We start from the raw sequence: 26,261 nt of genomic DNA, 5'->3' as shown, positions 1-26,261 counted from the left end.
CTCAGTGTCCTTCCAGGTGGAACGTCGTGGTGGAGGTCGAGCTCGCGACCAGCCTGCCCGACGCGACGACGTACGCCGGCGCGTCGTGGTGGCCGACGACCTCGCGGAGCGTCGGGTGCGGGTGGACGACGAGATCCGCGTTGCCGCCCTCGGCGAGCCGGTGGCCGGCCACGCCGAGGACGTCGGCGGCGGTCGTGGTGACGGCGTCGTACACCAGGTCGATGCCGGCGCTGTCGACCGCCTCGAGGGCGTGCGCGGCCAGGAACGCGACCTCGACCATGTTGTGCCGGCCGAACGGGTAGTACGCGTCCTCGATGTCGTCCTGGCCGAGCGCGACCGGCACCCCCATCGCCGTGAGCTCGCGGACCGGGAGGTGCAGCGGGCCGGTGTGCGGGTCGCTGACGAAGCCGAGGCCGGCGCGCTTCACGAGGCCGGCGAGGCGCTCGAGGGTCGGCCGGGCGTAGAGGCCGACGGCGCGCGCGTGGTTCGCGACGCCGCGGCCCTCGAGGCCGTGCTCGAGCATCGCGGTCGCGAGCATCTCGGTGGTGCGCAGGCTCGCGTCACCGGCGTCGTCGACCAGCATCGCGACCCGGCGGCCGTGCGCCGCGGCGAGCTCGCACATCCGGCGGACGTGCTCACGGGCCTCGGCGTCGGTGTGCTCGATCCACGGGATGCCGCCGACCACGTCCGCACCGAGGTCGATCGCCTCGCGCACCAGCTCCTCCGCACCGGGGTCGCGCACCAGGCCGTCCTGGGGGAACGCGACCACCTGGAGGTCGACCACGCCGCGGAACTCCTCGCGCAGCGCGAGCAGCGGGACGACGCCCTCGAGCCGCGCCCTGGTGTCGACGTCGGCGAAGGCGAGCACGTGGCGGACGCCGTACCGAACCGCCTCGAGCACCGCCGCGCGGGCGTTCGGCTCGATCCAGCTGCGGTCGTAGTCGGCCTTGACGGCCGAGGCGAGCTCGATGGAGTGGAGCGCGGAGCCCATCTCCCCGGACGTGTACGCCGTCAGCGCGGCGTCGCCGATCCGGTCCAGCGTGTGCACCTTGTCCAGGTGCAGGTGGCCGTTCGCGAAGCTCTCGGTGACCAGGCCGCCGGCGGCGTCGATCTCCTCGGCGCCGGTCAGGGGGTCCCGCGTGACGGCCGCGATCCGGCCCTCGTCGATGCCGATCTGGAAGCGCCCGTCCCGACCGCGCAGCGTCGCGTCCGCGACGACGAGCTGGTGGGTGGGCACGCGTCGATTCAACCGGTCCGGCTCCGCAGCGGGCCACGGCATCGATTGCCGACGAAGGGCCCGTTCTCCGGCAACATCTGCCAGCAGACGTCCTAGGCGTCCGGGGCCCGGTCGTTGTAGACGCCGGCCTCCTCCTGGCCGGACAGGGCCTGGATGGCGCGCATGATCTCGTCGGTGACCTCGCGCCGCGCCCGGCCCAGCGGCACGCCGTCGTACCGGCCCGCGACCTGGATCGGGTCGCCGAAGGTGACCGAGATCGGCACGACGCGCGGGAACCGGGCGCCGACCGGCTGGAGCCGCTCCGTGCCGGTGATGCCCACGGGGACGACGGGGACGCTCGCGGTCAGCGCGAGGTGCGCGACGCCGGTGCGGCCGCGGTAGAGGCGGCCGTCACGCGAGCGGGTGCCCTCGGGGTAGAGGCCGAACGCCCCGCCGTCGGCGAGCACCGCGAGTGCGGTGTCCAGGCTGGCGATCGCCGCCCGCGGATCGTCGCGGTCGACGGGCAGCATGCCCATCCCCTCGAACCACGCCTTCTGCAGCGTGCCCTTCACCCCGCCGCCGCGGAAGTAGTCGGACTTCGCCAGGAAGTGCACCTTGCGGGGCGCCACGATCGGGATCACCAGCGAGTCGGCGAAGCTCAGGTGGTTGCTGGCCAGGATCACCGCCCCGGTGCGCGGCACGTTCTCGAGGCCGGTCACCGTCGGGCGCCAGACCACCTTGGCGAGGGGCGGGACCACCGTGTGCAGGACCGAGTACATGACCACCGCCCCAGTGTCGCGGTTACCCGTCGGTCTATCGACTCGGTGCCACACTGGCGAGATGGCCGACGTCGACATCCAGCAGCACATCCAGTCGCTCATCGAAGAGGAGCACCGCCTGCGCGACTCGCTCGCGGACGGCGACATCTCCCCGGGTGAGGAGCACGAGAAGCTCCGCGGCATCGAGGTGGAGCTCGACCAGTGCTGGGACCTCCTCCGCCAGCGGCGGGCCCGGCGGGCCGCCGGCCAGGACCCGGCCGACACCGCCGTACGTCCGCCGGGCACGGTGGAGAACTACCGCCAGTAGCGGAGCCGGGGCGAAATAGGTGAAGGGCCCTCGGAAGTATGAGTTCCAAGGGCCCTTCGTTGACCGGTACTGGTGACGCTCCCGGTCGACTGCTCTTCCACTCCGGTCCCGGCGGCCTCATCACCCAGCCACCGCGGCGGCCCACCGGCAAGCCGGCGAACCTCCGTCTGGACCCTCGTCTCCGAGCTGTCCCGCCTTCCCTTGCGGGAGGACGTGGGAGAAGTTCTATGCCCTCGGGGAACAGCTGCGCAAGGGCTTTCGCCGACATTCCCTCGGTTCCACCGAAAGTCACCCACTGCTCCACAGATCGACGCCTCTTCGTCCACAGGAAGTGCTCGGATTCCCACAGTTGAGCGGGATTCCTGTGGAGAGCCATCGTCGGCGAGGCCGCCGGCGCATGATGACGGCGATCCGCGGGCACCCGGGCCCGGACACAAGAGAAGGGCCCTTGCGAGTATGAGTCGCAAGGGCCCTTCGGGTGACCGGTACCGGTGACGCTTCCGGTCGACAGCTCATCCACTCCGGTCCCAGCGACCTCGTCACCCAGCCGCTGCGCCGCGCTCCGGCAAGCCGGCTCGCGTCGTTCGGACCCTCGTCTCCGAGCTGTCCCGCTCTCCGTTGCCGGACGGCGTGGGAGAAGTTCTATGCCCGTCGCGAACCGGTGCGCAAGGGCTTTCGCCCACAAACTTCGGGTCCCACAGGAACTGGCCGGTCGCCCACAGGTACGACCCCGGTACTCCACAGCCGACCGGGCCATTGTCCCCAGGTTTTCCACCGGAGGCTGTGGAAAAGAATCGCGTTGCGTCGGCGTTCGCCGGCCGCCTAGCGTCGCGCCGGGTGGCCTCCGACCTCGCCGCCCTCTGCTTCGACGCCCACGACCCCACCGCGCTCGCGCGGTTCTGGTCCGAGCTGCTGGGGTGGGAGATGGTGACGGACGCCGCGGACCGCGTCGCCCTCGTGCCCCGCGACGACACCGGCTACCGGCTGCGGTTCCTCCCGGCCACCGCCGGCAAGGCCGGTCCGAACCGCGTCCATCTCGACCTGACCAGCTCGACCTGGGACGAGCAGCGCGCCACCGTCGAGCTGGTCCTCGCCCGCGGCGGCCGGCACCTCGACTTCGTGCTCAGCCCGGACGAGCACCATGTCCCGCTCGCCGATCCCGAGGGCAACGAGCTCTGCGTGATCGAGCCCGGGAACCGGTTCCTCGACGGCTGCGGACGCATCGGCGCCATCAACTGCGAGGGCACCCGCGGGGTCGGCCACTTCTGGAGCGAGGCGCTCGGCTGGCCACTGGTCTGGGACCAGGACGAGGAGACTGCGATCCAGTCGCCGCGAGGCGGCTCCAAGATCACCTGGAGCGGTCCCCCGGTGGCCCCGAAGACCGGCAAGGGCCGCCAGCACCTCGACCTCGTGCCCTCCGCCGGCACCGACCGGGCAGCCGAGGTCGCGCGTCTGGTCGCCCTCGGCGCCACCCGGCTCGACCAGGCGCAGCTGGCCGACCCCGACGGCAACGAGTTCTGCCTCGCTCATGGGTGACTTCCTGGCCGAGTGGCAGACCTGGCGGACCGCCCGTGAGGCGCGCCTGCGGGACCCGCACGGGTGGCTGGCGATCACCGCCATCCACTGGCTGACCGCCGAGCCGCAGCGCTTCGACGACCTGCCCGGCGAGTGGCGCAGCGAGCAGGACGGCCCCGTCGTCACCCTCGACGACGGCGAGCGCCGGCTGGGGCCGGTCGACGAGGACGGCCTGACCCTTGCTTTCGAGGGCGTCACCGCGGAGGTGGCTGACCGCGACGGCCGGGTGATCGTGCGGCCCCGCCGTCCCGACTCGGCGAACCTGCGCACCTACCGGGGCACGCCCTGCTACCCGCCCGACCCCGCGTGGGTCGTCGCGGGCCGCCTCCGACGCTCCGGGGCTGTCGTGTTCGAGCGCGACGGTGCCGAGCACCGGCTGGTCGCGTGGCCGGAGGACGACGGCCGCCTGTGGATCCTGTTCCGCGACGCGACCTCTGGCGTCACGACGTACGCCGCCATGCGCCAGCTGCTCACCTCTCCCCCGGCAGCCGACGGGACGGTCGAGCTCGACTTCAACCGAGCACACAACATGCCGTGCGCTTACACCGACTTCGCCACGTGTCCCGTACCGCCGGCGGAGAACACGCTGCCGTTCGCGGTGGACGCGGGCGAGCAGGTGCCCCTGATGTCCTAGCCGGGCTCGGTTAGCGTGGCCGCATGGCTGTGACGGTGCGGAGGACGACCTCCCACCTCGATGCCTGGGAGACGATCCGCGGCGAGACGCGGTGGATCGACTACTCATGCCAGGAGGTCCACGGCGTCCTGACGGTCTACGCGCACCTGTTCCGCCGGGTCCGGGACCGCCTCGACGACAGCCGCGACGTCCTCTTCTGGAAACCCGCGACCACGAAGGTCGCCCAGCAGTACCCCGCCGGCGAGTGGGCGGAGGTCGTGCACGACGAACGAGCATGGCCGCCGGTCGGGGTCGAGCCGGTCCCGCGTCGATCCCGGCACCGCGCTACTGGATGAGGCCGGGATCGGCCTAGTTCCGACGGTGGAACCTGGTGTGGTGCTTGGGGCAGAGGAGTCGGCCGTGGTCGACGTCGGTGGGTCCGCCGCGGCTCCACGGGATGTCGTGATGGACGTGGCACATCGCCGGCGGCCAATCGCAGCCGGGCTCGGTGCAGTGCTGGTCCCGGATCCCGATCGCGATGCGCTGGCCCTTGGTGTGGAACCGGCGGGTGCGGCCGAGGTCGAGGACCTCCGAGGGTCCGCCGAGCACGGCGGGGATGATCCCGGCCTCGCAGGCCAGCCGGCGGGCGGTGGCGGCGGTGATCTTCTCTCCGGTGTCGAGGAGTGCGGCCTGCTCGAGCCGGCCCTCGAGAGCCTCCAGGGTCATGGTGACCACCACGGTCGCGGACACCCCGCCGGTCTGCGGGAGCTGGTGGGCGGGGTAGCGCTCGATGAGCTCGCAGAACGCCCGGCCCCTCCGTTCGGGTCCGGGCCGCAGCGGAACGCTGGGTTCCTGCGGGTCCTGCCGCCTGGGGGCGGCGATCGCGAGCAGCATCTTCTTCAGCGCGGCGCCGTGGAAGGACGGGACCGTGAACTTCCCGTGGCACTTGCCGTGGCCGTCGTCGACCATCGTGAAGGTGGTGGCCAGCAGCGCGTCGGCCTCTTCGCGGGCGAGCTGCCGCGCCTCGTACTCATCCGCCAGGTCGGGGGCGACCACGTCCATCAGCCGCTTGCCCAGGATCCGCAACGTCGGCGCGGTGTGCTCGCGGCCGGCCGCGACCAGATGCCGCTCGGCCTTCTCCACCAAGGCCGTGTCGAGATCGCCGGGCAGCTGGTCCAGCGCGGTGACGATGACCTTGGCCTGCTCGACCACCAGGTCACCGGCGGCCAGCGCGTCCCGCACATGGCCGCGGGTGACCAGCGCCTGGCCGAGCCGCACCTGGCCGAGCACCACGGGCTTGGTCTGCCGGGTCCGGTGCGCCCACGCATCCACCGCCTCCTCGTCGGCGTGCTCGGCGACCCGCGCCTCGAGCTCGGCCACGCGTGCCTTCAGCCGGGTCAGCTGGATCAGCGTCGCGGTGGTCTCCGCGGCGTCCATGGACCACACCGACGCATCCGCGACCGCATCGATCTCCGCGTGCGCGTGCGCGACGGCCACCGAGACCCGGTGTCGAGGTGTGGCCATCGCTGTCATGGGTCCACTCAAGCATCGAGCACCGACAGTGAGAGGCCCAGAACCCCTTGCTCCACAGGGTCCTGGGTAACGAACAGGTCACGATTCCGAGACGCTTTCCACAGGCATCGCGCCCCGAAGAACCCGAAAGCCGGGAACCGGCGACGACCACCCACCCACCGCTCCCGTAGCTGCCTTTTCCGTCGCCACCACCACCCCACGGCCCGAGAGCCGCGGACATCACCCCGCAACCGCCGCCTCGAACGCCGCGGCCACCTCGAGGAGGAACCGGTCGCGGCCGTGGGCGGCGACGATCTGGATCCCCACCGGGAGGCCGGAGGCGGTGTGGCCGAACGGGACCGAGATCGCGGGGCAGCCGGTGACGGTGACGAAGTACGCCGCACGCATCCAGTCGAGGTAGGTCGCCATCGGCTGACCGTTGATGGAGGTCGGGAACTCCTGGTCGGCCGGGAACGGCGGCACCTGGGAAACCGGCAGCACGAGCACGTCGTACGACGAGAAGAACTCCCGCATCCGCTCCGACAGCGTGGTGCGCTGGGCGTACGCGCGGGCGACGTCGGCACCGGTCAGCGCCTCGCCGAGCCGGATGTTGTCGGCGAGCGACTGCTTGAAGGCGTCCGGGTGCTCGGCCAGGAGCGCGCCGAACCGCGCCTGGAAGTGCCAGGCCCGCAGGGTGCGGAACGTGTCGTCGGCCTCGGAGAGGTCCGGGTGGGCGGAGTCGACGCTCCCGAACACCGATGCCGACGAGGACACGATCGCGGCCACCTCATCGTCCACCTCGAAGGCTCCGCCCAGGTCGACCGACAGCGCCACGCGCAGCCCGGACAGCGAGCCGGACAGGGGCGGTGCGAACGAGGAGCCCGAGTCGCCCAGTGCCAGCGGCGCACGGGGGTCGGGTCCGGCGAGCACCGACAGCAGCAACGCCAGGTCACCGACGTTGCGGGCCATCGGGCCGCCCACCGAGGTGGTCTCCCACTGGTTGGACTGCGGCCACTCCGGCACCCGCCCGAGCGACGGCCGCAGCCCGACCACGCCGCAGAACGACGCCGGGTTGCGCAGCGAGCCGCCCATGTCCGAGCCGTCCGCGAGCGGGACCATGCCGGACGCCAGCGCGCACGCCGCACCGCCGGACGAGCCGCCGGCCGACCGGCTCGGGTCGACCGGGTTCAACGTCGTGCCGAAGAGCGTGTTGAACGTGTGCGAGCCGGCCGCGAACTCCGGCACGTTGGTCTTGCCGATCACCACCACACCGGCGCGGCGTACCCGCTCGACGAGCAGCTCGTCCCGGTCCGGGACGTGGTCGGCGAACAGCGGCGAGCCGTACGTCGTCCGCCACCCCGCGACCGCGTGGGTGTCCTTGAACGCGAACGGCAGCCCGTGCAGCGGCCCGACCTCGACGCCGGACGCGAGCGCCTCATCGGCCGCCAGCGCGCCCTCGCGAGCCCGCTCCTCGTCGAGCGAGACGATGGCGTTCAGCAGGGGGTTGCGCTTCGCGATCCGCGCCAGGTGCAGCTCGAGGAGCTCACGCGCGGAGATCTCGCGCCGGCGTACGGCGGCCGCCTGGTCGCGTGCGGTCGACTCGACCGTCAGCGTCATCGGCGGCCGAACAATCGCCCGACCACGACCCCGAGCACGACCAGCCCGGCCCCGACGGCGATGCCCTTCGCGAAGTCGCCCTGCGACGAGACGGCGGAGCGAGGCGGCGCGGAGAAGACCGCGGCCCCGGCCGGGGTCTCGCCGACGGCGACCTGCTCCGACGCACCGGCCGCGGCCGTCACCGGGGCGGAGAGCGTCCGGCCGACGTTGCCGAAGAACTCACCGGCCATCCGCCTGGACACCGAGGTGAGCATCCGCTGGCCGACGCCGCCGACCATGCCGCCGACGACCGCGTCCGCCTCGTAGGAGATGGCCGTGGTGTCCGCTGTCGGCGAGGCGAACGACACCTGCACGGTGGCGTCGATGGTGCCGGGCGCACCCGCACCCGAGAGTCGCATGGTCATGCCCTCGTGCTCCACGAGGTCCGAGAGGGTGCACTGGCCCTGGTACGTGCCCTTGATCGCGGCCACGCCCGCCGTCACGGTCATGTCGTAGGCGTGATCACCGGGGCCGCCGGTCGCGACCAGCCGCTCGCAGCCCGGGATGGTCGCGACCAGCACGCGCGGGTCGAGCAACGCCTCCCAGACCTTCTCGACGGGCTGCTCGACGACGTTCGATCCAGCGATCTTCATGAGTGCTCCTGGCGCAGGGTGTACAGCTCGGACGGCGAGATCGGCATCGCCGTGATGGTCAGGCCCTCGGCGTCCTCGATGGCGGCGGCGAACACGGCGGCGGACGGGATCACGCCGGCCTCGCCCGCGCCCTTGATGCCGAGCGGGTTCAGGGGGGACGGCGTCTCGAGGTGGTCGATGTCGATGCCGTCCGGGATCTCGGTGACGTAGGGCATCAGGAAGTCCATGAACGACGCGTTGAGCAGCTGCCCGGACTCGTCGTACGCCATCCGCTCGTAGAGCGCTCCCCCGACGCCCTGGGCCACGCCGCCGTGGATCTGGCCCTCCACGATCATCGGGTTGATCAGGTGGCCGCAGTCGTGGACGACGGCGTACTTGAGGATCGTGATCTCGGCGGTCAGCGGATCGGTCTCGACGATCACCGCGTGCATGCCGGAGGCGAACGTCGCCCGCTCGGGCGAGTAGAAGTCCTTGCCCTCTAGGCCCGGCTCCTCGTCCTCCGCGACCGGGGGCTTGCCGGGGTCGCCGATCGAGAACTGCGTGGCCGCCCTGGACTTCTCGTCGAAGGCGTAGCGCAGCGGGTTGGACAGCACCGACACGGTGCCGAGGTCGATGGAGTTGCCGGGCGAGCCCTTCACCGACACCACGCCGTCCACGATCTCGAGGTCGTTCTCGTCGGCCTCGAGCGCCTCGGCGGCGATCTTGAGCACCTTCTCCCTGGTCCGCTTCGCGGCGAGGTGGATCGCCGAGCCGCTCATCACGGCGGCGCGTGAGGCGAACGTGCCCACGGCGTACGGCATCCGGCGGGTGTCGCCGGTGACGACCTCGACGTCCTCGAACTTCACGCCGAGCTCGTCGGCCACCAGCTGCGCGAACACCGTCGCGTGTCCCTGTCCCTGCGTCGTGAGCCCGGTCGCGACCTTGACCTTGCCGGAGGTCTCGACGTGCACGTGGGCGCCTTCGTACGGACCGACGCCGGTGCCCTCGACGTAGCAGGCGAGGCCGATGCCGACCTGCCGTCCCTGGGCCGCCATCTCCGCCTTGAACGCCGGGAACTCGTCCCAGCCGACCAGCTCCTTGAGCTTCTCCAACGACGCCGGGTAGTCACCAGAGTCGTACTCCAGCTCGCGGCCGTCCTGGAAGATCAGCCCCTGGTCGAAGGGGAACTCGTCGGGCTGGATGAAGTTCAGCGCACGCACGTCGGCGCGGTCCTTGCCGAGGTACGCCGCGATCGCATCCATCGTCCGCTCCATGGCGAAGCAGCCCTGTGGCCGGCCGGCTCCGCGGTACGGCGTCACCATCACGGTGTTGGTGTACAGGGACTCGAACACGACCCGGTAGTTCTGCGGCTTGTAGGGGCCGAGCAGCTGGGTCGAGGTGATGATCGGGACGATCAGGCCGTACGGCGTGAACGCGCCGTGGTCGTGCCAGAACTCGACGTCCAGCCCGTGCAGCCGGCCGTCGTCGTCGAACCCGACCTCGATGTGCTGCACCTGGCCGCGCTCGTGCGCAGAGGAGATGAAGTGCTCGCGGCGGTCCTCGGTGAACTTCACCGTGCGGCCGAGCGCCCGGGCCGCCAGCGGCACCAGCAGCTCCTCGGGCCACGGGTGGTTGATCTTCACCCCGAAGCCGCCGCCGACGTCCGGCGTGATCACGTCGACCTGGCCGAGGTCGAGGCCCATCTTGACCGCGACCGCGGCACGGACCCCGGTCGAGCTCTGGGTGGACGTCCAGACCTGGAGCCGGTTGATGTCGGGATCCCAGCGGGCGACGGTGCCGCGGCCCTCCATCGGCATGCACGCACTGCGCTCGATCGTCAGGTCGAGCTCGAGCCGGTGCGGGGCGTTCGCGATAGCGGTGACCGCGTCGCCGACGCTCTGCTCCAGCCGGGCACCGACGTTGCCGGGCACGTCCTCGTGCACTAGCGCGGTCGCGGCGCGCGCGGCGTCGACGCCGACGACCGGCGTCAGGAACTCGTAGTCGACGCGGATCCGCGAGACGGCGTCCTCGGCGACGTACCGGTCCTCGGCGACGACGAACGCGATCGCCTCGCCGACGTAGTTGACCTCGTCCTTCGCCAGTGCGTACTGCGTGCGCCCGTGCGTGAGCGCCGGGTGCGGGATCAGCAGCGGCAACGGCTCGGCCATCGGGCCGGTGAGGTCGTCGTAGGTGTAGACCGCGTGCACGCCCTCGACGTCGAGGACGTCGGCCACGTCGATGTCGAGGATCCGGGCGTGGGCGTGCGGGGACCGGAGCACGGCGGCATGCAGCGTGTCGGCGCCGATCGCGACATCGTCGACGTACCGGCCCTGGCCGCGCAGGAAGCGCTGGTCCTCGACCCGCTTGACGCCCTGGCCCATCAGCTTCGTCGTCATGCGGGGTCCCCTCGGAAGTGCGGGGTGGCGGAGCGAAGCGGGGGAAGCCCGCAGTTCCGTGGGGTGCTCATGCGGGGTCCCCTCGGAAGTGCGGGGTGGCGGAGCGAAGCGGGGGAAGCCCGCAGTTCCGTGGGGTGCTCATGCGGGGTCCCCTCGGAAGTGCGGGGTGGCGGAGCGAAGCGGGGGAAGCCCGCAGTTCCGTGGGGTGCTCATGCACCCAGTCCCGTCGACGCGGTGTCCTCGTCCCGGTCCTCGGACGGCAGCTGCGCCGACCCGGGGCGCGGCGGCTCCGGCGGCGACTCACCCGCTGCCGTGCCCGCCAGCTCCGCGGCTCGCTCGACCGCCTTGACGATGTTCTGGTAGCCGGTGCAGCGGCACAGGTTGCCCGCGATCATGTCGCGCGCCTCGTCGTGCGTGGGGTGCGGGTTCTGCCGCAGCCCGGCCGTGATCGTGGTCAGGAAGCCCGGCGTGCAGAAGCCGCACTGCAGCCCGTGGCAGTCCATGAACGCCTGCTGGACCGGGCCGAGCGAGCCGTCGTCGTTCGCCAGGCCCTCGACGGTCGTGAGCTCGTGGTCCGCCGCGGAGACCGCGAACATCAGGCAGGACCGCATCGGGGCGCCGTCGACGAGGATCGTGCAGGCGCCGCAGACGCCGTGCTCACAACCGACGTGGGTGCCGGTGAGGCCGAGGTCGTGGCGCAGCGCGTCCGACAGCAGCCGGCGCGCGGGGACCCGGACCTCGCGGGTCGTCCCGTTCACCGTCAGCCGTACGTCGTGCAGCTCCTCGCTCACATGCCCTCCCGAGCCATCTCCTGTGCAGATCGAACCACCCGCGTGGTGAGCACCCGCACGAGCTGCGAGCGGTACGCCGCGGTGGCGTGGATGTCGTCCATCGGCTCGAGCTGCGCGAGGGCCGCGTCGCCCAGCTCGTCGTCGGCGACACCGGACAGGTCGACGACCGTCGGCACGTCGCTGACGGACAGGAACCCGACCCGGACCGACTCCCCCTCGACCAGCGCTGCCGCACCGACGAGGGCGTAGTCGCCGTGCCGCCGGGCGATCTCCTCGAACCCCACCCCGGCACCGGGCCGCAGGGCCGGGAAGAACGCGGAGACCGCGATCTCGTCGTGCCCCACCGAGGACTCGAGCGGGCCGACGTAGAGCTCGTCGGCGGGGATCGTCCGGCGACCCGACGGTCCCTCGACCTCGACCGAGCCGCCGAGCAGCGTGAGCACCACCGGCATCTCCGCGGCCGCGTCGGCGTGCACGATCGACCCGACGGTGGTGCCGCGGTTGCGGATCGTGGCGTGGGCGACGTCGGCGAGCGCGAGCGGGACGAGTGGCTGCACCCGGCGTACGTCGTCCGAGGCCAGGACGGCAGCGTGCCGGGCGAGCGCCCCCACGCGCACGCCCGGCTCGTCGCCCTCGTCCGTGACCTCGATGGTGTCCAGGCCCGGGAGCCCGTTGATGTCCACCAGCAGCGACGGTGCTGCGAGACGCATGGACAGCAGCGGGACCAGGCTCTGGCCACCCGCCAGCACCTTGGCGTCCGGCTCGCCGGCCAGGGCCGCGATCGCTTCCGAGAGCGTCCCCGGCCGGCGGTAGTCGAAGGGTGCTGGCTTCACTCAGTCATTCCTCTGGTCGGTCCTCAGTGCTTGTGGTCGCCGTGGTCGTGGTGGTGCGGAGCCGCGTGGTCCTCCACGTGCGCACCAGTCTGGCCGACCGCGATCACCGCCCCGTCGTCGTCGCCCTTCGGCGCCACCCAGCGGGCCAGGTGGTAGCCGGCGATGACGACGATCGTGCCGAGCGCGATGCCACCGAGCACGAAGTCGTCGGTGATCTTGAAGAACGCGCTCGAGTCACCGGCGTCGAGGCCGATGCCCAGGATCAGGCCGGCGGCCACCGGGACCAGGTTGACCGGGTTCGCGAAGTTCACCCGGTTCTCGACCCAGATCTTCGCGCCGAGCAGGCCGATCATGCCGTAGAGCACGATCGTGATGCCGGCGAGGACGCCGCCCGGGGTCGCCGCGACGACCTGGCCGAACTTCGGGATGAAGCCCAGCAGGATCGCGACGATGGCCGCGACGAAGTACGCCGCCGTCGAGTAGACCCGGGTGGCCGCCATGACGCCGATGTTCTCGGCGTACGTCGTGGTCGGAGAGCCGCCGACGGCCGAGGCGATCACGGTGCCGACACCGTCCGCGGCGATGGCGCGGCCCATGACCGGGTCGAGGTCGCGACCGGTCATGCCGGCGACGGCCTTGACGTGGCCCATGTTCTCCGCGATCAGTGCGATCACGGCGGGGAGCGCCAGCAGCGTGAAGGTCAGCGAGAAGCTCGGCAGGTGCCAGCCGACCTCGGCCATGTTGTTGGCGCCGCCGAAAGGCGACTGGTTGCCGACCAGGCCGTCGGCGGTGTGCGGCGGGAAGCCGAACCAGTCCGCGGCCTTGACGTTGTCCCAGCTCACGCGGTCGCCCGTGACCCCGCCGACGCCGAGCACGTCGAAGAGCCAGGAGAGCAGGTAGCCGAACACCAGGCCGAGGAAGATCGCGATCCGGCCGAAGAAGCCGCGCAGGCCCACCGCCATCAGGATCACCGCGGTCATGGTGATGATCGCCATCCAGCGGTCGGCCGGCATGTAGACCTTGGTCGCGACCGTGGCCAGGTTGAAGCCGATGATCATCACGACCGCGCCGGTGACGACCGGCGGCAGCACGGCGTTGACGACGTCCGCACCCAGGTAGTGGACGATGACGCCGACGATCGCGAGCACGACGCCCGAGACCAGGATCGCGCCCGTGACGTCCGCGGGCCCACCGTCCTGGGCATAGATGGCGGCGGCGCCACCGACGAACGATGCCGAGGTACCGAGGTAGCTCGGGACGACGCCCTTGACGATCAGCAGGAAGCAGATCGTGGCGATACCGCTCATCAGGATCGCGAGGTTCGGGTTGAGACCCATGACGAGCGGGAACACGAAGGTCGCACCGAACATCGCGATCACGTGCTGGGCGCCCAGGCCCACCGTCTTGCCCCAGGCCAGACGCTGGTCGGGGGCTACCGCCTCACCGGGTTTGGGATCGACGACTTGCCACTTGAACATCGACATGACAGCACCCTTTCGCTGTGTGGGGGCCCGAGTTCCCGCACAAACTAGTGATGTTCATGACACACCCACGACGGCGAGAAATGCCGAAGGAACGCCGTAGCCGCTGGCACCTGTTGTGGGCGCGGCGGGGTGGTACGGACCGGCCGGACGGCAGGTCAGCCGGTGATCTCGTGCACGCGCAGCGCCACGGCCACGTCGAGCCGCAGGTGCGGGTCGGTGGACAGCGGGCCGAGCAGCCGCTCCAGCTTGGAGACCCGGTAGCGCATCGTGTTGTAGTGGAAGAACTGCACGCGGGCCGCCTCGGCGACGTTGAAGTTCGTGTCCAGCAGCACCTGCAGCGTCTCGCGCAGGTCCGCGGCCTCCGTGGTGTCCGCGGCGAGCGGGCCGAGGACGTCGCGGACGAACGAACGCAGCTCCCCGTTCCCCTCCGGCCCGTCCGGGATCAGCGCGATCAGCCGGTGCAGCCCCAGCTGGTCGAAGAACGTCGTCGACCCGCCGCCGCGGACCCGGCGGCCGACCTCGACCGCGCGCCGGGCCTGCGCGTACGCCTCCGGCAACCGGTCCAGGCTGGGCGCGACCCGGCTGACGCCGACGGAGAACGGCCGGCGACCCCCGCCCTTGTCCCCGGCGACGGCCAGCACCGCCCGGCGTACGACGTCATGGCCGACCTCGTCGGACTCGCCGACCGGCAGCAGCGCCACCACCTCGGAGGAGAAGTCGACCGCGGGGATCCCGCGCCCCACCGTGTCGGTCACCTGCCGCCAGGCCGCCGAGAACCGCTCCTGCCACTGCCGGCGCTGGGCGCTGGAGGCCGGCTCGTCGGCCGGGTCGATCTCCGCGGCGACCACGACCACGGGCCGGTCCAGCTCCCAGCCGAAGGTCGCGGCGTGCTCGGCGACGTACGCCGGATCGGCCGCCCGCCGCAGCAGCAGGTCGCGCAGGAAGTCGCCCTGGTACTTGTTCTCGACAGCGTTGACCGCCTCCTCGCGGGTGATCAGCAGCGCCGCGACCGCCGCGGCCCGCTCGAGCGCGTGCACGTCGTCGTCGGCCAGCGGGCGTCCGAGCCGGACGCACACCAGCCGGGCCAGGTCCGTTCCCCCGGCGGCCACCCGGAGCGCGCGCACGGTGCCGTCCACGTCCATCCGCTCGACGCGCAGCCGCCCGGTGGGGTCGACGAGGCCCGCGTCCACGAGCGCGGCGCGCACGTCGGCGGACATCGATCCCGCGCGCTCGCGACCGTCGGTCGAGGTGAACGCGACGCCGGCGTCGAGGACGCTGGCGACCTCCGCCGCGATGCCGTCCAGGTTGCCGCCCTCGAGGACGATCCGGGTCAGCGCCGTGTGCAGCGCGTCGACCCGGGCGAGGGCCGCGCTCGCGCGCTCTTCCGGGTCACCGGTTATCAACTCTTGCACTCCCCTGACCGTTCCGTTGGCACAACCTCACATCGGCAAACGGTAACCCGCCCCGATAGCGTCGGCGAGGTGATCCCCGTGAGTGCGCCGCCGCGAGTGCGGTCGCAGCTGCGGGACGCACCCGACGGCCCCGTGCCGATCGTGCACCGCGGCGCGGACGCCGTGTACGTCGACGTCGGCGGCCGGATCGTCGGCGTCGTCGGCCGCCGTGCGGTCGCCGTGCCCTGTGCGTTGCGCTCGGCGGTCGACCGGTTCGACGTGACCGAGGCGGCGCTCCTCGGCGGCGAGCTCCGCCTCGACGGCGAACCCCTCCGGGTGGGCCGGCTGGTCGACGTGACCGTGCCCCGGCTGGCGGTCCGGTGGACGCACCCCGCGTCACCACCCGGCGACATCGGCCGGATGGTCGGCCGCGGCGACGGGTTGACGCCGTACGACGACGACGTGCTCTGCGGCTGGTTCGCCGTGCACCGGGCGGCCGGCGTCGCCACGCCCGAGGTGGACGCCGCGGTGCGGGCCCGGCTCGGGAGCACCACGCTGCTGTCCGCGACGCTCCTGGACTGCGCCATGCACGGCGAGGTGATCCCCGAGTTCGCCGCCTGGCTGGCCGCACCGGACGACCCGGCCCGCGCCGCGGCCCTGGCGGCCGTCGGCCACTCCTCCGGGCGCGGCCTGCTGCAAGGCGGCCGCGCCGTACTCGACCAGCTGAGAGGTGCCGCATGACCAGCCCCGGACCGACCCACGTCGAGCTCCGGCCCGGCGCGTACGCCGACTCCGTCACCCTGCTGCAGGTCTCCCGGACCGTGCAGGGCCTGGACGGCGTGGTCGCGGCGCAGGTCGCGATGGCCACCACGCTCAACATCGAGGTGCTGACCGGCATGGGCTTCGACGTCCCCGCCGCGGCCACGCCCAACGACCTCGTCGTGGCGCTCCGCCTCGATGACGCCGACCGGCTGGCCACGGCTCTGGCCGGGGTCGACCAGGCGCTGCGGGACGCGAACCGCCGCGAGAGCGGACCCGCCCAGGAGGCGCCGCCGCGCACCACCGGCAGCGCCTTCCGGCGCACTGCTGGGACCTCGGGCCACGAGGCGATCGCGCTGGTGTCGGTGCCGGGCGCGAGCGCGTTCGTCGAGGCGATGGACGCACTCGAGGCGGGCCAGGACGTGATGGTGTTCAGCGACAACGTGCCGCTGGAGCAGGAGGTCGCGCTGAAGCGGGTCGCCGCCGAGCACGGCCTGCTCGTGATGGGCCCGGACTGCGGCACCGCGGTGGTCGGTGGGCTCGGGCTCGGCTTCGCGAACACCGTCTCCCCCGGGCCGGTCGGCATCGTCGCGGCGTCCGGGACCGGCTGCCAGCAGGTCCTCGCGCTCCTCGACCACGCCGGCGTCGGTGTCTCGTCGGCGCTGGGCGTGGGCGGCCGCGACCTGTCCGCCGAGGTCCGTGGCCTCGCCACCCGCGAGGCCATGCGCCGGCTGGACGAGGATCCCTCGGTCGAGCTGATCGTGCTGGTCTCCAAGCCGCCGGCCGAGGACGTCGCCGCGGAGGTCGAGGAGTACGCCGGCACGCTCGCGACGCCCGTCGAGTACGCGCTGCTCGGTCCCGGGCGTCCCGACCTGACCGCCGCGACCGAGTCGGTGCTGCGCCGCCTGGGCCGGGAGGTTCCCGCCTGGCCGGTCTCGGGCTCGGCCCCGGCCGGCGCCGGTGCCGTCCGCGGGCTGTTCGTCGGCGGCACCCTGGCCAGCGAGGCCCGGCTGATCACGGAGCTGGTCGCGGGGACGCAGGGCGGCCACACGTTCGTGGACTTCGGCGACGACGAGTACACCGCCGGTCGCGCGCACCCGATGATCGACCCCTCGATCCGCCTCGAGCACCTCGCCCGCGCCGCGGCCGACCCGGCCACCGGCGTACTGCTGCTGGACGTGGTGCTCGGCCACGGCGCCGAGCCCGACCCGGCCGCGTCCCTCGCGCCCGCGCTCGCCGGGATCGGCAAGCCGGTCGTGGTCGCGGTCGTCGGCACCGACGCCGACCCGCAGGGCCTCGCCGGCCAGGTCCGTGCGCTCGCGGATGCCGGGGCCGAGGTGCACCTGTCCAACGCCGGCGCCACCCGCCGCGCGATCGAGCTGGCCGGAGGTCACCAGTGAACGAGCGGAGCGAGCTCACCATTCGAAGCTGCGCGCCATGTGCCTCATGCGCGCACGGAGCGAAGCGAGTACGTGCATGAGCACGCCCACCGCCGTCGTCAACGTCGGCGCCGACCTGTTCGCCGACGCCGTCGAGGACCAGGCCGTCCCGGTGACCCGGGTCGACTGGCGCCCGCCGATGGAGGGCACCGAGGCCGACCTCGCCGCGGTCGCGGCCGACCCGCTGCGGCGTACGGCGAACGAGCGCGCCCTCGCGGCGATGCTCGACGTCACCGCGACCCTGGTCGACGTCGCCCCCGCGGCGGAGCTGCTCGGCCTGGAGCGCGGCGAGTTCCTGCACGCCGGCCCGCCGATCACCTGGGACCGGGCGTCCGGCCCGCTGCGCGGCGCGCTGATGGGCGGTGCCGCGCTCGAGGGACTCGTCGAGGACCCCGAGGCCGCCGTCCCGCTGTTCGAGTCCGGCTCCTCGGTATCGCTGGAGCCCTGCCACCACCGCTCCGCGGTCGGCCCGATGGCTGGCGTCGTCACCCCGAGCATGTGGATGTTCGTGCTCGAGGACGCCGCGACGGGCCGGCGCACCTACTGCTCGCTGAACGAGGGCCTCGGCAAGGTGCTCCGGTACGGCGCCTACTCCCCCGACGTGCTGACCCGGCTGCGCTGGATGGGGGACGTGCTCGGCCCGCTGCTGCAGGCCGCCGTGCGCGCCCAGGTGGACTCCGGAGCAGGCCCGGTCGACGTGACCGGCATCCTCACCCAGATGCTCCAGATGGGCGACGAGGCCCACAACCGGAACCGGGCCGGCACGCTGATGCTGCTGCGCGACCTCTCCCCCGCGATGGTGCTCTGCAGTGAGGGGGCCGGCTTCGACAGCGCGGACGTCGCCGGGTCCCTGAGGTTCATCGGCGGCAACGACCACTTCTTCCTCAACCTCGCGATGCCCGCGTGCAAGCTGGCGCTGGACGCCGCCCGCGGCATCGAGGGCTCGACGATGGTCGTCGCGATGGCCCGCAACGGCACCGACTTCGGCATCCAGGTCGCCGGCACCGGCGACGAGTGGTTCACCGGACCGGCGCAGCTCGCGGACGGACTGTTCCTCGGTGACTACGGCCCCGACGACGCGAACCCGGACATCGGCGACAGCGCGATCACCGAGACCGCCGGCATCGGCGGCTTCGCGATGGCGACCGCTCCCGCGATCGTGCGGTTCGTCGGCGGCTCGGTGCCCGACGCGCTCGCGACGACCCGCCGGATGCACGAGATCACGCTGGGGGAGAACCCGCGCTGGTCGGTGCCGGTCCTGGAGTTCCAGGGCACGCCCACCGGCATCGACGTGACCAAGGTGTGCCGGACCGGGATCCTGCCGCAGATCAACACCGGCATGGCCGGCAAGGTCGCGGGCGTCGGCCAGGTCGGCGCCGGGCTCGTCACTCCTCCCGCGGAGATCTTCCCGAAGGCGCTGGCGCGGCTCGCAGCGCGGGCGGTCGCCAGAACGCCTTCTTGATGTCGACGTTGCCGGTCGGCCGCAACGGGGTCCCCTCCTCGAGGTAGTGCTGTCGCGCCTCGCCCTCGTGGCACTGCGGCAGCGACCCGTCCGACCGCACCACCCGCCACCAGGTCACCGCACCGCCGTGCCTCGCCATCGTCGAGCCGACCAGCCGCGGGCCACCACCGCCGAGCAGCGCGCCGACGACCTCGGCGATGGCGCCGTACGTCGACACCCGGCCGCGCGGGATCGCCTCCACGCACTGCAGCACCCGCTCGACGTACTCCTCGTGGTCCAGGCTCACGAGTCGGTCCTCCGCACCTCGACCGCCGCGGTGGCCGCGACGGTGGCGACGCAGGCGGCGGCGACGCCGAGCACCCAGATGCCCGGCTGCTCCGGCTCACCGTGCAGCGCCCGGACCGCCGCCCAGGCAGCGGGCACGGTCAACGCCACGAGGGCACCGCGCCGCAGCCAGAGCAGCACCGTGGCGCGGTCGAGCGGCTGCTGCCGCGGTCCGTACGCCGCCAGGAGCCCCGCCAGGTGCCCGGCCAGCAGTGCGACGGCCGCGACCAGGACCCAGGCCGGCACCCCGTCACCGAGGGAGACCGTCCACCAGGCCAGCACGACCAGCCCGGCGCCCGCGGCCACCGGGGAGTCCGGGGCAGCGGCCGCGGTGGCGCCCAGGCCGGCCACGGGCAGCACGATCCACAACGGGGGCCAGTGCCCGGCAGGCCCGGTCATCAGCAGCGCGATCACCGGGCCGAGCAGCACGATCGCCCGGAGCACGAGCTGCGAGCGCGGGGTCACCGGCTCACCACCCGGGGCAGCTGCGCCCGCCGGGCCAGCCGGCGCATCACGTCGTCGAGGGTGCCCGGGCCACGCCACGCGACGACCGGGCAGCCGAGCGCGGTCAGCCGGTCGAGCACGACGGTCCGCTCCACCCGGCGCATCCGCCACGCCAGCGAGGCCAGGGCGGGGTCGACACCCTCGGCGACCGCGGGCTCGGCGTCGGGTGGCAGCGTGTCGACCACCAGCACCGCGACGCCGCGCCGGGTCAGGGTGGCGGCGACCGTCCCGATCGACTCCGCGAGCATCGGCGACAGGACGATGACCACGGCGCCGCCGGTCACGCCGAGCTGCAGTGACCCCTCGCCGGCCTCGCCGACCCGCACGGTCGCGAGCTGGTCCTGGATCCGGCGCAGGTGCCGGACGCCGGCGCCGTACCCGACCTGCTCCCGGCCGCGGCCCACCACGCGCAGCGCGACCCGGTCGCCGGCGCGGACGTGGTGCTCGGCGATCGCCGCGGCGGCACGGACGGTGAGGTCCATGCTGCTGGCGGCGCCGTCGACGCCCTCCGAGACACCGTGGTCGGCGAGCGCGTCGACGACGAGGAGCACGCCGGTGTCCTCCTCGGCTCGGCTCGTGACGACGTGCAGCGCTCCGGTGCGCAGCGAGACCCGCCAGTTGACCCGGCGCAGCCGGTCGCCCGCGAGGAACGGACGGATGCCCAACAGCTCGGACCCGCTACCGGCGCGGCGCGAGCGGTTCGAGCCCACCAGGCCCAGCGGCTGCGGGGCCTCCGCACGGGAGTCGTACGGCGCGGTGGTGGGCAGCACCCGCACCGGCTGGCCGCCGCGCGCGACCGGTCCGAACCGGAAGCCGGCCCACGGGGTGTAGAGGGCGACGTTCTCCTCCCCCAGCAGCCGGCGGCCCCAGCGCCGCGGGCTCAGCTCGAGGACGGGCGTGCCGTGCCCGAGCAGGCCACCGACCCGGCCGCCGTGCGGTCGCTGGACGACGTACGGCGGCCGGCCGGCCGCGCGGGTGACGTACTCGACGTCGTCGGCGCCCGTCAGCGTGAGCCGCGACGTGGTCCCCAGCCCCTCCTGGAGCACCGCGTGGTCGAGGCGCGAGTCGATCCGCGGCTCGCGGGTGGGCCGGTGCACCAGGGTGACCGCCGCGAGCACGACGAACGGCGCCGCCAGCACGAGCACCGCGGGCTTGCCCGCGACCAGCGCCAGCGCGAGTCCGACCCCGGCGAGCACCAGGGCCCGGCCGAGGGACGCGGTCGCGCGCCACCCGCTCACGGATGACCGATCGTGGACGGGGTGGGGACCTGCTGGAGCACCGCGTCGACGACCGACCGGCCACTCGCGTCGGTCATCCAGAGCTCGGGCTTCACCGTGATCCGGTGTGCGAGGACGGACCGCGCGATCGCCTTCACGTCCTCGGGCACCACGTAGTCGCGGCCGCGCAGCAGGGCGAACGACCGGGCGGCGAGCACCAGGCCGAGGGAGCCACGGGGCGAGGCCCCGGTGAGGACGTCGGGGTGGGTGCGGGTGGCGACCGCGAGGTCGACGCAGTACCTGCCGACGCTCTCGTCGACGGTCACGGTCTCGACGGCCCCCTGCATCGCGAGCAAGCCGGCGCCGTCGGTGACCGCGTCGAGGTCGACCTCCTCCTGACGGCGCTGCATCCGGCGGGCGAGCACGGCGTACTCCTCGTTGCGCGCCGGGTAGCCGAAGCTGACCCGCAGCAGGAACCGGTCCAGCTGCGCCTCGGGCAGCGGGAAGGTGCCTTCGTACTCGATCGGGTTCGCGGTCGCGAGCACGTGGAACGGCGCGGGCAGGAGGAACGTCTCGCCCTCGACGGTCACCTGGCGCTCCTGCATCGCCTCGAGCAGCGCCGCCTGGGTCTTCGGCGGCGTGCGGTTGATCTCGTCCGCGAGCAGCAGGTTCGTGAACAGAGGGCCGCGGCGGAAGTCGAACTCGCCGCGCCGTTGGTCGTAGACGAAGGACCCCGTGAGGTCGGCCGGCAGCAGGTCGGGAGTGAACTGCGCGCGGGTGAAGTCGATGCCGAGGGCCCGGGCGAAGGACCGCGCCGCGAGCGTCTTGCCGAGGCCCGGGAAGTCCTCGAGCAGCACGTGCCCCTTCGCGAGCACGGCGGCGAGCACCTGCATCAGGGCGTCACGCTTCCCGACGACCGCCTTCTCGACCTCGTCGACGACGCGGGCGGCGAGCGCGGCGGCGTCCTGCACGGACAGGTCCCTGGTGTCTCCTGAGGTGGTCACAGCTCCTCGATCCTGGTCAGGCAGCGGTCGATGTCGGCCGGCGAGAGCCGGCGGACGGGTCCGGAGATCACGGCGGCCAGCTCGGGCCCGATCAGCGCGTCCGCGCGCGGGTCGCCGCGGCCCACGGCGTACCGCTGGCGCAGCACCTGGTCGGTGAGCGTCGCGAGCCGGTCGCGGAGCGCGGCGTCGTCGCTGCGGGCCGTGAGGTGGGCCTCGATCAGGTTGACGTAGCGGGAGAGCCGCGGGTCGCCGCCCTCCCGCACGGACGGGCGCTCGACCTCGACGGTCCAGGTCGGGCTCGCGTCCGAGAGGGTGTCGAGCACGAGGCCGAGCACGCCGACGCAGGTCGCCACCAGCAGGGCGAGGCGTACGGCGTCGGGGCCGGCGTGGGCGAGCTCCAGGACGACCTCCAGGACCGCGAACACGACCACGCCCGCGGCCGCGCGGCGCCACCATCGACGACGGTTCATGCCGGGAGCCCGACGGTCCGGTGGATCGTGTCGAGGGCCGCGAGCGCCTCTTGGCGGTGGGCCTCGGTGACCTCGTGCTCGGAGAACCGCGCCTCGCGGTAGAGCGACCCGAGCCGGGACACCGCGGGCTGGTGGGCGTCGACGAGGTCGAGCACGCGCATCGTGTACTCCGAGGACGTCTCCCACGGATGGCGCTCGACCCCGGCTGCCGCGGCCTGGGCCTCGAACCGGTGCCAGCAGGCGACCACCGCGTTGCGGGGGGTGTCCGCCTCGATGAGCGCACGCCGCTGCTGCTCGGCGTCCTCGAGCATCGCCCGGGCGATCGCCGCGGGCGGTTCGAGCACCGCGAAGTCGGCCTCGTCCCCGTCACCGCGCCGCCCCGAGCGCAGCCGCCGCCGACGGGTCCTGCTCCAGGACAGCAGCGGCTTCCCGACGTACCGGAGCAGCAGGTAGCCGACGAGCAGGGCGGCGGCGACGTCGACGAGGAACGCCACGGTGCGCACCCAGCCGGGTGTGCCCTGGCTGTCCTCCTTCTCGCCGGTCCGCAGCGCGCCGGCGTCGCGGCTCGGCGCGTCGTCGACGGTCGGAGTCCCGGCCCTGGACGGGCCCGGGCCGGTGAGCACCTCGCTCGGGCCGATCGAGGAGGCCCACGCGCCGAGCACGATGACGAGCAGCGCAGTCGCCACGACGGCCGCGACCGCGGTCGTCCCTGCCCGCCGAGCTGTCATGACGGCAAACTAGCCGACGTGGCCGACGGCCCCGTCCACGTGGGACGGGGCCGTCGGGAGCTCCCTCGCAGGATCGCTCAGGGGTTGGGGCTCAGGGGCTTGCTCAGAGGATCGGCGAGAACGGCTCCGTGCCGTTGACCAGCTGCAGGCCGGACACGCCGTGCGAGCTGGCGTACGCGATCTCCTTGGCGATGTCGCCGATGTTGTTCGACGCCGGGAGCGGGGCGAGGCCCAGGGTCGACAGCACGCCGATCGCCTTGCCGTCCGCGCTCACGAAGCCGGAGCCGGAGTCACCGGGGATGCCCGGGGTGACGGTGTACAGCGGGTGCGACCAGCCGCCGTCGGCGGCCTGGTCGCCGAGGCTGATGCCGGTGTGCGGCGACAGGGCGGCGATGCCGGCACGGAGGCTGGAGTTGCCGTAGGTGTAGACGCGGTCACCGGCGGCCGTGCCGTTGGTGTCGATGCCGGTCGGCCCGCCCCAGAACGGGATGGACGGGTTGACCTTCGAGACGTCCGCGGCGTCGACCTTGACCAGGGCCAGGTCGTTGTAGGCGCAGGTGTTCGGGTCGGTCTCACCGGCCTTCTTCATCGCGTCCCAGGAGGAGTACGCCAAGGTGCCGGTCCCCACCTGGGTGCCCTCATCGATCAGGCTGCCGCCCTCATTGAAGGTGATTTTGGTGCCCAGCGGCAGCGACTGGGTCGTGCAGCCGTTCGTGTCGGTCGAGGATCCGGTGCCGGCACAGTGCGCGGCGTACCCGACGTAGACCGTGCCTGCGCCATCGGTGTAGACGAAGTTCGCGGTGCACTGGGCACCCTCCGTGTACATCATCGTGCCGGGGTGGATCTGGGCGGTGTCAGCCGGTGCCCAGGTCGGGGCGGCGGACGCCGGTGCGGCGGCGGACAGGGCGGCGGCGAGGACACCGCTGCTGAGCAGGGCTGCCGAGGCCACGGCGTGCTTGGCGGAGAAGCGCATGGGGGTGATTGACCTCCCGATCGGGGCGCCGGGCTGGCCCGGCAGCCGGAGTCTGACGGAGGGCCCAACGAGCACTGGTCCAGATGGGTTACGCCCGGGTAGTCATTCGTGACTACGCCCGGAAGGGTGGTCTGGACCGGCCGGGCCGGGTGTGGGGCGCCGTCGTCGGCGGGTGCGGGGGGTCGCGGCACCGGCCCAGGAAACGCCGAGCCGGCGCAGACTCAGCTGAGTCTGCGCCGGCTCGGCCTCAAGGAGAATGGCTCTAGTACGACGGCTGCGACGGATCGATCTGGTTGACCCAGGCGACTACGCCACCACCGACGTGCACGGCATCGGCGTAGCCGGCGCCCTTCACGATGGCCAGCGTCTCGGCGGAGCGGACCCCGGACTTGCAGTGCATGACGATCTGCTTGTCCGCGGGCAGCTGCTCGAGGGCCGAGCCGTTCAGGAAGTCGCCCTTCGGAATGAGCACCGAGCCGGGGATCCGGTTGATCTCGTACTCGTTCGGCTCGCGGACGTCGACGAGCACGAAGTCGCGGGTGCCCTCGCTGCGCTCCTTGAGCATGTGCTCGAGCTGGGTGACCGAGATCGTCGAGCCGGCGGCGGCGTCGGCGGCCTCGTCGGAGATGGCGCGCCGCAGAACGCGTCGTAGTCGATGAGGCCGGTGACGGTCGGGTTGTCGCCGCAGAGCGCGCAGTTCGGGTCCTTGCGGACGCGCAGCTTGCGGTACTCCATCTCCAGGGCGTCGTAGATCATCAGCTTGCCGACCAGCGGCTCGCCGATGCCGGTCAGCAGCTTGATCGCCTCGTTGACCTGGATCGATCCGATCGAGGCGCACAGCACGCCCAGCACGCCGCCCTCGGCGCAGCTCGGGACCATGCCCGGCGGCGGCGGCTCGGGGTACAGGCAGCGGTAGCACGGCGCGTCGTCGGCGAGCGTCGGCGCGAAGACCGAGGCCTGGCCGTCGAAGCGGTAGATCGAGCCCCAGACGTACGGGATGCCCAGGAAGTACGCCGCGTCGTTGACCATGTAGCGGGTCGCGAAGTTGTCGGTGCCGTCGACGATCAGGTCGTAGCCCCGGAACACGTCCATGACGTTGTCGTTGTCGAGGCGCTGCTCGTGCAGGATCACCTCGACGTACGGGTTCGTCTCGGCGATCGACTCCTTCGCCGACTGGGCCTTCGACTTCCCGATGTCGGACTGCCCGTGGATGATCTGGCGCTGCAGGTTGGACTCGTCGACCTCGTCGAACTCCGCGATGCCCAGCGTGTGCACGCCGGCCGCGGCCAGGTAGAGCAGCGCCGGGCTGCCGAGGCCGCCGGCGCCGATCACGAGGACCTTGGCGTTCTTGAGGCGCTTCTGCCCGCTCATCCCGACGTCGGGGATGATCAGGTGCCGGCTGTAGCGGCGCACCTCGTCGATGGTCAGCTCGTCCGCGGGCTCCACGAGCGCGGGAAAGGACACGGCGTACTCCTCGATCACGTTGGGTTCGCTTCTCCCAACAAGCTGCGTTCCCGCCATGTTCCCCGCCGGACCCCGGGGCGGATCGCCGCGTCCCGTCATCCGGACGGCTCCGTGTTCCCGGTAGGGTTCGCGGAGTGACGGCAGAGCAGTACGACGCACCCGCGGCCCGCCCGCGCGGCGCCCGCATGCCGCGGCGCGAGCGCCGGGCGCAGCTGATGGACTCCGCGCTCGAGGTCTTCGTGGCGCAGGGCTACCACGCGGCGGCGATGGACGACATCGCCGAGCGCGCCGGTGTGTCCAAGCCGGTGCTCTACCAGCACTTCCCCGGCAAGCTCGATCTCTACCTCGCGCTGCTCGAGCAGTCGTGCGACACGATCATCGAGAACACCCGCCGGGCCCTGGACTCCACCGACGACAACAAGCAGCGCGTCGCGGCGACCATGGAGGTCTTCTACGAGTACGTCGCCAGCGACAGCGGCGCGTTCCGGCTGGTCTTCGAGTCCGACCTCACCAACGAGCCCGCCGTGCGCGAGCAGGTCGACCGGGTGACGACCGAGTGCGCGGCGACGATCGCGCACGTGATCCACGACGACACCGGCCTGCCCGACGACGCCTCCCGCCTGCTCGCGGTGTCGCTCGTGGGAATGGCGCAGGTCAGCGCCCGGTTCTGGCTGTCGGACCCCGGTGCGATCAGCAAGTCCGACGCCGGCGCCCTCGTGGCCGGTCTCGCCTGGCGCGGCATCCGGGGCTACCCCCGGGCCGACTGACAGGTCGCCGACCGTCCACCGGATC

General features: G+C 72.6%; 25 protein-coding genes and 1 pseudogene. 8 read left to right on the top strand and 18 right to left on the bottom strand.

The window, feature by feature from the left end:
- Position 1: 1 nt before the first annotated feature.
- Together ACVW2K_RS10540 and ACVW2K_RS10535 are read right to left on the bottom strand one after the other, a co-directional pair.
- A complete protein-coding gene (locus tag ACVW2K_RS10540) occupies positions 2-1,237 on the bottom strand; it encodes an amidohydrolase family protein (RefSeq protein WP_457202466.1) in 1,236 nt (411 codons plus the stop codon).
- Positions 1,238-1,329: 92 nt separating this feature from the next.
- The gene (locus ACVW2K_RS10535) at positions 1,330-1,995 is read right to left on the bottom strand and encodes a lysophospholipid acyltransferase family protein (protein ID WP_028637126.1); all 666 of its coding nucleotides are present in this window, start codon (positions 1,993-1,995) and stop codon (positions 1,330-1,332) included.
- 61 nt (positions 1,996-2,056) lie between these two features.
- On the opposite strand from ACVW2K_RS10535, the gene ACVW2K_RS10530 reads away from it, so the two are divergent.
- The 4 genes from ACVW2K_RS10530 (at position 2,057) to ACVW2K_RS10515 (ending at position 4,846) form a co-directional block, all read left to right on the top strand.
- Entirely contained in the window at positions 2,057-2,302 is a 246-nt protein-coding gene (locus ACVW2K_RS10530; RefSeq protein WP_028637127.1) for a DUF2630 family protein, read from the top strand.
- A gap of 837 nt (positions 2,303-3,139) precedes the next feature.
- Positions 3,140-3,838 carry a VOC family protein gene (locus ACVW2K_RS10525; RefSeq protein WP_457202465.1) on the top strand — a complete coding sequence of 233 codons (699 nt, stop codon included), beginning with the start codon at positions 3,140-3,142 and terminating at the stop codon, positions 3,836-3,838.
- On the top strand, positions 3,831-4,511 hold the full coding sequence (locus ACVW2K_RS10520) for a DUF1684 domain-containing protein (RefSeq protein ID WP_457202464.1): 681 nt from the start codon (positions 3,831-3,833) through the stop codon (positions 4,509-4,511). Before ACVW2K_RS10525 ends, ACVW2K_RS10520 begins: the two co-directional genes overlap by 8 nt.
- Before the next feature lie 23 nt (positions 4,512-4,534).
- The gene (locus ACVW2K_RS10515) at positions 4,535-4,846 is read left to right on the top strand and encodes a hypothetical protein (protein WP_155992028.1); all 312 of its coding nucleotides are present in this window, start codon (positions 4,535-4,537) and stop codon (positions 4,844-4,846) included.
- 13 nt (positions 4,847-4,859) lie between these two features.
- Here ACVW2K_RS10515 and ACVW2K_RS10510 read toward each other — a convergent pair whose 3' ends face one another.
- The 8 genes from ACVW2K_RS10510 to ACVW2K_RS10475 form a co-directional block, all read right to left on the bottom strand.
- A complete protein-coding gene (locus ACVW2K_RS10510; RefSeq protein WP_457202463.1) occupies positions 4,860-6,023 on the bottom strand; it encodes a DUF222 domain-containing protein in 1,164 nt (387 codons plus the stop codon).
- Positions 6,024-6,242: 219 nt separating this feature from the next.
- Entirely contained in the window at positions 6,243-7,619 is a 1,377-nt protein-coding gene (locus tag ACVW2K_RS10505) for an amidase (RefSeq protein WP_457202462.1), read from the bottom strand.
- On the bottom strand, positions 7,616-8,251 hold the full coding sequence (locus ACVW2K_RS10500) for an SRPBCC family protein (RefSeq protein ID WP_028637134.1): 636 nt from the start codon (positions 8,249-8,251) through the stop codon (positions 7,616-7,618). Before ACVW2K_RS10500 ends, ACVW2K_RS10505 begins: the two co-directional genes overlap by 4 nt.
- Positions 8,248-10,626, bottom strand: a complete 2,379-nt coding sequence (gene cutA / locus ACVW2K_RS10495; RefSeq protein ID WP_457202461.1) for an aerobic carbon-monoxide dehydrogenase large subunit — start codon at positions 10,624-10,626, stop codon at positions 8,248-8,250. Before cutA ends, ACVW2K_RS10500 begins: the two co-directional genes overlap by 4 nt.
- Positions 10,627-10,835: 209 nt before the next feature.
- Positions 10,836-11,417, bottom strand: a complete 582-nt coding sequence (locus ACVW2K_RS10490; protein WP_457202460.1) for a (2Fe-2S)-binding protein — start codon at positions 11,415-11,417, stop codon at positions 10,836-10,838.
- On the bottom strand, positions 11,414-12,250 hold the full coding sequence (locus tag ACVW2K_RS10485; RefSeq protein ID WP_457202459.1) for an FAD binding domain-containing protein: 837 nt from the start codon (positions 12,248-12,250) through the stop codon (positions 11,414-11,416). The genes ACVW2K_RS10490 and ACVW2K_RS10485 overlap by 4 nt, the downstream gene beginning before the upstream one ends.
- Positions 12,251-12,273: 23 nt before the next feature.
- Positions 12,274-13,734 carry a uracil-xanthine permease family protein gene (locus ACVW2K_RS10480; RefSeq protein ID WP_028637137.1) on the bottom strand — a complete coding sequence of 487 codons (1,461 nt, stop codon included), beginning with the start codon at positions 13,732-13,734 and terminating at the stop codon, positions 12,274-12,276.
- 155 nt (positions 13,735-13,889) lie between these two features.
- Positions 13,890-15,146: a PucR family transcriptional regulator gene (locus tag ACVW2K_RS10475; RefSeq protein WP_155992029.1), complete on the bottom strand. Its 1,257-nt coding sequence runs from the start codon at positions 15,144-15,146 to the stop codon at positions 13,890-13,892.
- 69 nt (positions 15,147-15,215) lie between these two features.
- On the opposite strand from ACVW2K_RS10475, the gene ACVW2K_RS10470 reads away from it, so the two are divergent.
- The 3 genes from ACVW2K_RS10470 to ACVW2K_RS10460 all read left to right on the top strand — a co-directional run bounded on the left by ACVW2K_RS10470 (position 15,216) and on the right by ACVW2K_RS10460 (position 18,785).
- The gene (locus tag ACVW2K_RS10470; RefSeq protein ID WP_457202458.1) at positions 15,216-15,866 is read left to right on the top strand and encodes an oxamate carbamoyltransferase subunit AllH family protein; all 651 of its coding nucleotides are present in this window, start codon (positions 15,216-15,218) and stop codon (positions 15,864-15,866) included.
- Positions 15,863-17,284, top strand: coding sequence for an FdrA family protein (locus ACVW2K_RS10465; RefSeq protein ID WP_028637138.1), 1,422 nt, complete (start codon positions 15,863-15,865; stop codon positions 17,282-17,284). Before ACVW2K_RS10470 ends, ACVW2K_RS10465 begins: the two co-directional genes overlap by 4 nt.
- A gap of 76 nt (positions 17,285-17,360) precedes the next feature.
- On the top strand, positions 17,361-18,785 hold the full coding sequence (locus ACVW2K_RS10460; protein WP_457202457.1) for a DUF1116 domain-containing protein: 1,425 nt from the start codon (positions 17,361-17,363) through the stop codon (positions 18,783-18,785).
- Here ACVW2K_RS10460 and ACVW2K_RS10455 read toward each other — a convergent pair.
- From ACVW2K_RS10455 to moeZ, 8 genes and pseudogenes are all read right to left on the bottom strand, one after another.
- The gene (locus ACVW2K_RS10455) at positions 18,709-19,071 is read right to left on the bottom strand and encodes an MGMT family protein (RefSeq protein ID WP_197025295.1); all 363 of its coding nucleotides are present in this window, start codon (positions 19,069-19,071) and stop codon (positions 18,709-18,711) included. The genes ACVW2K_RS10460 and ACVW2K_RS10455 overlap by 77 nt on opposite strands.
- Positions 19,068-19,574: a hypothetical protein gene (locus ACVW2K_RS10450; RefSeq protein WP_457202456.1), complete on the bottom strand. Its 507-nt coding sequence runs from the start codon at positions 19,572-19,574 to the stop codon at positions 19,068-19,070. Before ACVW2K_RS10450 ends, ACVW2K_RS10455 begins: the two co-directional genes overlap by 4 nt.
- On the bottom strand, positions 19,571-20,851 hold the full coding sequence (locus tag ACVW2K_RS10445) for a DUF58 domain-containing protein (RefSeq protein WP_457202455.1): 1,281 nt from the start codon (positions 20,849-20,851) through the stop codon (positions 19,571-19,573). Before ACVW2K_RS10445 ends, ACVW2K_RS10450 begins: the two co-directional genes overlap by 4 nt.
- Positions 20,848-21,834, bottom strand: a complete 987-nt coding sequence (locus ACVW2K_RS10440; protein ID WP_457202454.1) for an AAA family ATPase — start codon at positions 21,832-21,834, stop codon at positions 20,848-20,850. The genes ACVW2K_RS10445 and ACVW2K_RS10440 overlap by 4 nt, the downstream gene beginning before the upstream one ends.
- Positions 21,831-22,304: a hypothetical protein gene (locus tag ACVW2K_RS10435; RefSeq protein WP_457202453.1), complete on the bottom strand. Its 474-nt coding sequence runs from the start codon at positions 22,302-22,304 to the stop codon at positions 21,831-21,833. The genes ACVW2K_RS10440 and ACVW2K_RS10435 overlap by 4 nt, the downstream gene beginning before the upstream one ends.
- Positions 22,301-23,032 (bottom strand): DUF4129 domain-containing protein, encoded by a 732-nt coding sequence (locus ACVW2K_RS10430; protein ID WP_457202452.1) that lies wholly within the window; start codon positions 23,030-23,032, stop codon positions 22,301-22,303. Before ACVW2K_RS10430 ends, ACVW2K_RS10435 begins: the two co-directional genes overlap by 4 nt.
- A gap of 103 nt (positions 23,033-23,135) precedes the next feature.
- Complete coding sequence (locus ACVW2K_RS10425; protein ID WP_457202451.1) at positions 23,136-24,005, bottom strand: hypothetical protein; 870 nt, start codon at positions 24,003-24,005, stop codon at positions 23,136-23,138.
- 262 nt (positions 24,006-24,267) lie between these two features.
- Positions 24,268-25,469: pseudogene (moeZ, locus tag ACVW2K_RS10420) on the bottom strand (adenylyltransferase/sulfurtransferase MoeZ).
- A 185-nt stretch (positions 25,470-25,654) separates the two neighbouring features.
- On the opposite strand from moeZ, the gene ACVW2K_RS10415 reads away from it, so the two are divergent.
- Positions 25,655-26,236: a TetR/AcrR family transcriptional regulator gene (locus ACVW2K_RS10415; protein ID WP_051549148.1), complete on the top strand. Its 582-nt coding sequence runs from the start codon at positions 25,655-25,657 to the stop codon at positions 26,234-26,236.
- Positions 26,237-26,261: the final 25 nt, after the last annotated feature.

This window comes from Nocardioides sp. HB32, from assembly GCF_054058995.1.
This window is presented reverse-complemented; position numbering and strand designations above follow the sequence as displayed.

What these genes read in the sequence shown, in the direction of transcription:
- ACVW2K_RS10520 (WP_457202464.1), top strand. Translation starts at nt 3,831, where the DNA reads ATGGGTGACTTCCTGGCCGAGTGGCAGACCTGGCGGACCGCCCGTGAG.
- ACVW2K_RS10535 (WP_028637126.1), bottom strand. Translation starts at nt 1,995, where the DNA reads ATGTACTCGGTCCTGCACACGGTGGTCCCGCCCCTCGCCAAGGTGGTC.
- ACVW2K_RS10500 (WP_028637134.1), bottom strand. Translation starts at nt 8,251, where the DNA reads ATGAAGATCGCTGGATCGAACGTCGTCGAGCAGCCCGTCGAGAAGGTC.
- ACVW2K_RS10415 (WP_051549148.1), top strand. Translation starts at nt 25,655, where the DNA reads ATGCCGCGGCGCGAGCGCCGGGCGCAGCTGATGGACTCCGCGCTCGAG.
- ACVW2K_RS10430 (WP_457202452.1), bottom strand. Translation starts at nt 23,032, where the DNA reads ATGACAGCTCGGCGGGCAGGGACGACCGCGGTCGCGGCCGTCGTGGCG.
- ACVW2K_RS10480 (WP_028637137.1), bottom strand. Translation starts at nt 13,734, where the DNA reads ATGTCGATGTTCAAGTGGCAAGTCGTCGATCCCAAACCCGGTGAGGCG.
- ACVW2K_RS10460 (WP_457202457.1), top strand. Translation starts at nt 17,361, where the DNA reads ATGAGCACGCCCACCGCCGTCGTCAACGTCGGCGCCGACCTGTTCGCC.
- cutA (WP_457202461.1), bottom strand. Translation starts at nt 10,626, where the DNA reads ATGACGACGAAGCTGATGGGCCAGGGCGTCAAGCGGGTCGAGGACCAG.
- ACVW2K_RS10465 (WP_028637138.1), top strand. Translation starts at nt 15,863, where the DNA reads ATGACCAGCCCCGGACCGACCCACGTCGAGCTCCGGCCCGGCGCGTAC.
- ACVW2K_RS10425 (WP_457202451.1), bottom strand. Translation starts at nt 24,005, where the DNA reads ATGCGCTTCTCCGCCAAGCACGCCGTGGCCTCGGCAGCCCTGCTCAGC.
- ACVW2K_RS10435 (WP_457202453.1), bottom strand. Translation starts at nt 22,304, where the DNA reads ATGAACCGTCGTCGATGGTGGCGCCGCGCGGCCGCGGGCGTGGTCGTG.
- ACVW2K_RS10505 (WP_457202462.1), bottom strand. Translation starts at nt 7,619, where the DNA reads ATGACGCTGACGGTCGAGTCGACCGCACGCGACCAGGCGGCCGCCGTA.
- ACVW2K_RS10515 (WP_155992028.1), top strand. Translation starts at nt 4,535, where the DNA reads ATGGCTGTGACGGTGCGGAGGACGACCTCCCACCTCGATGCCTGGGAG.
- ACVW2K_RS10530 (WP_028637127.1), top strand. Translation starts at nt 2,057, where the DNA reads ATGGCCGACGTCGACATCCAGCAGCACATCCAGTCGCTCATCGAAGAG.
- ACVW2K_RS10510 (WP_457202463.1), bottom strand. Translation starts at nt 6,023, where the DNA reads ATGACAGCGATGGCCACACCTCGACACCGGGTCTCGGTGGCCGTCGCG.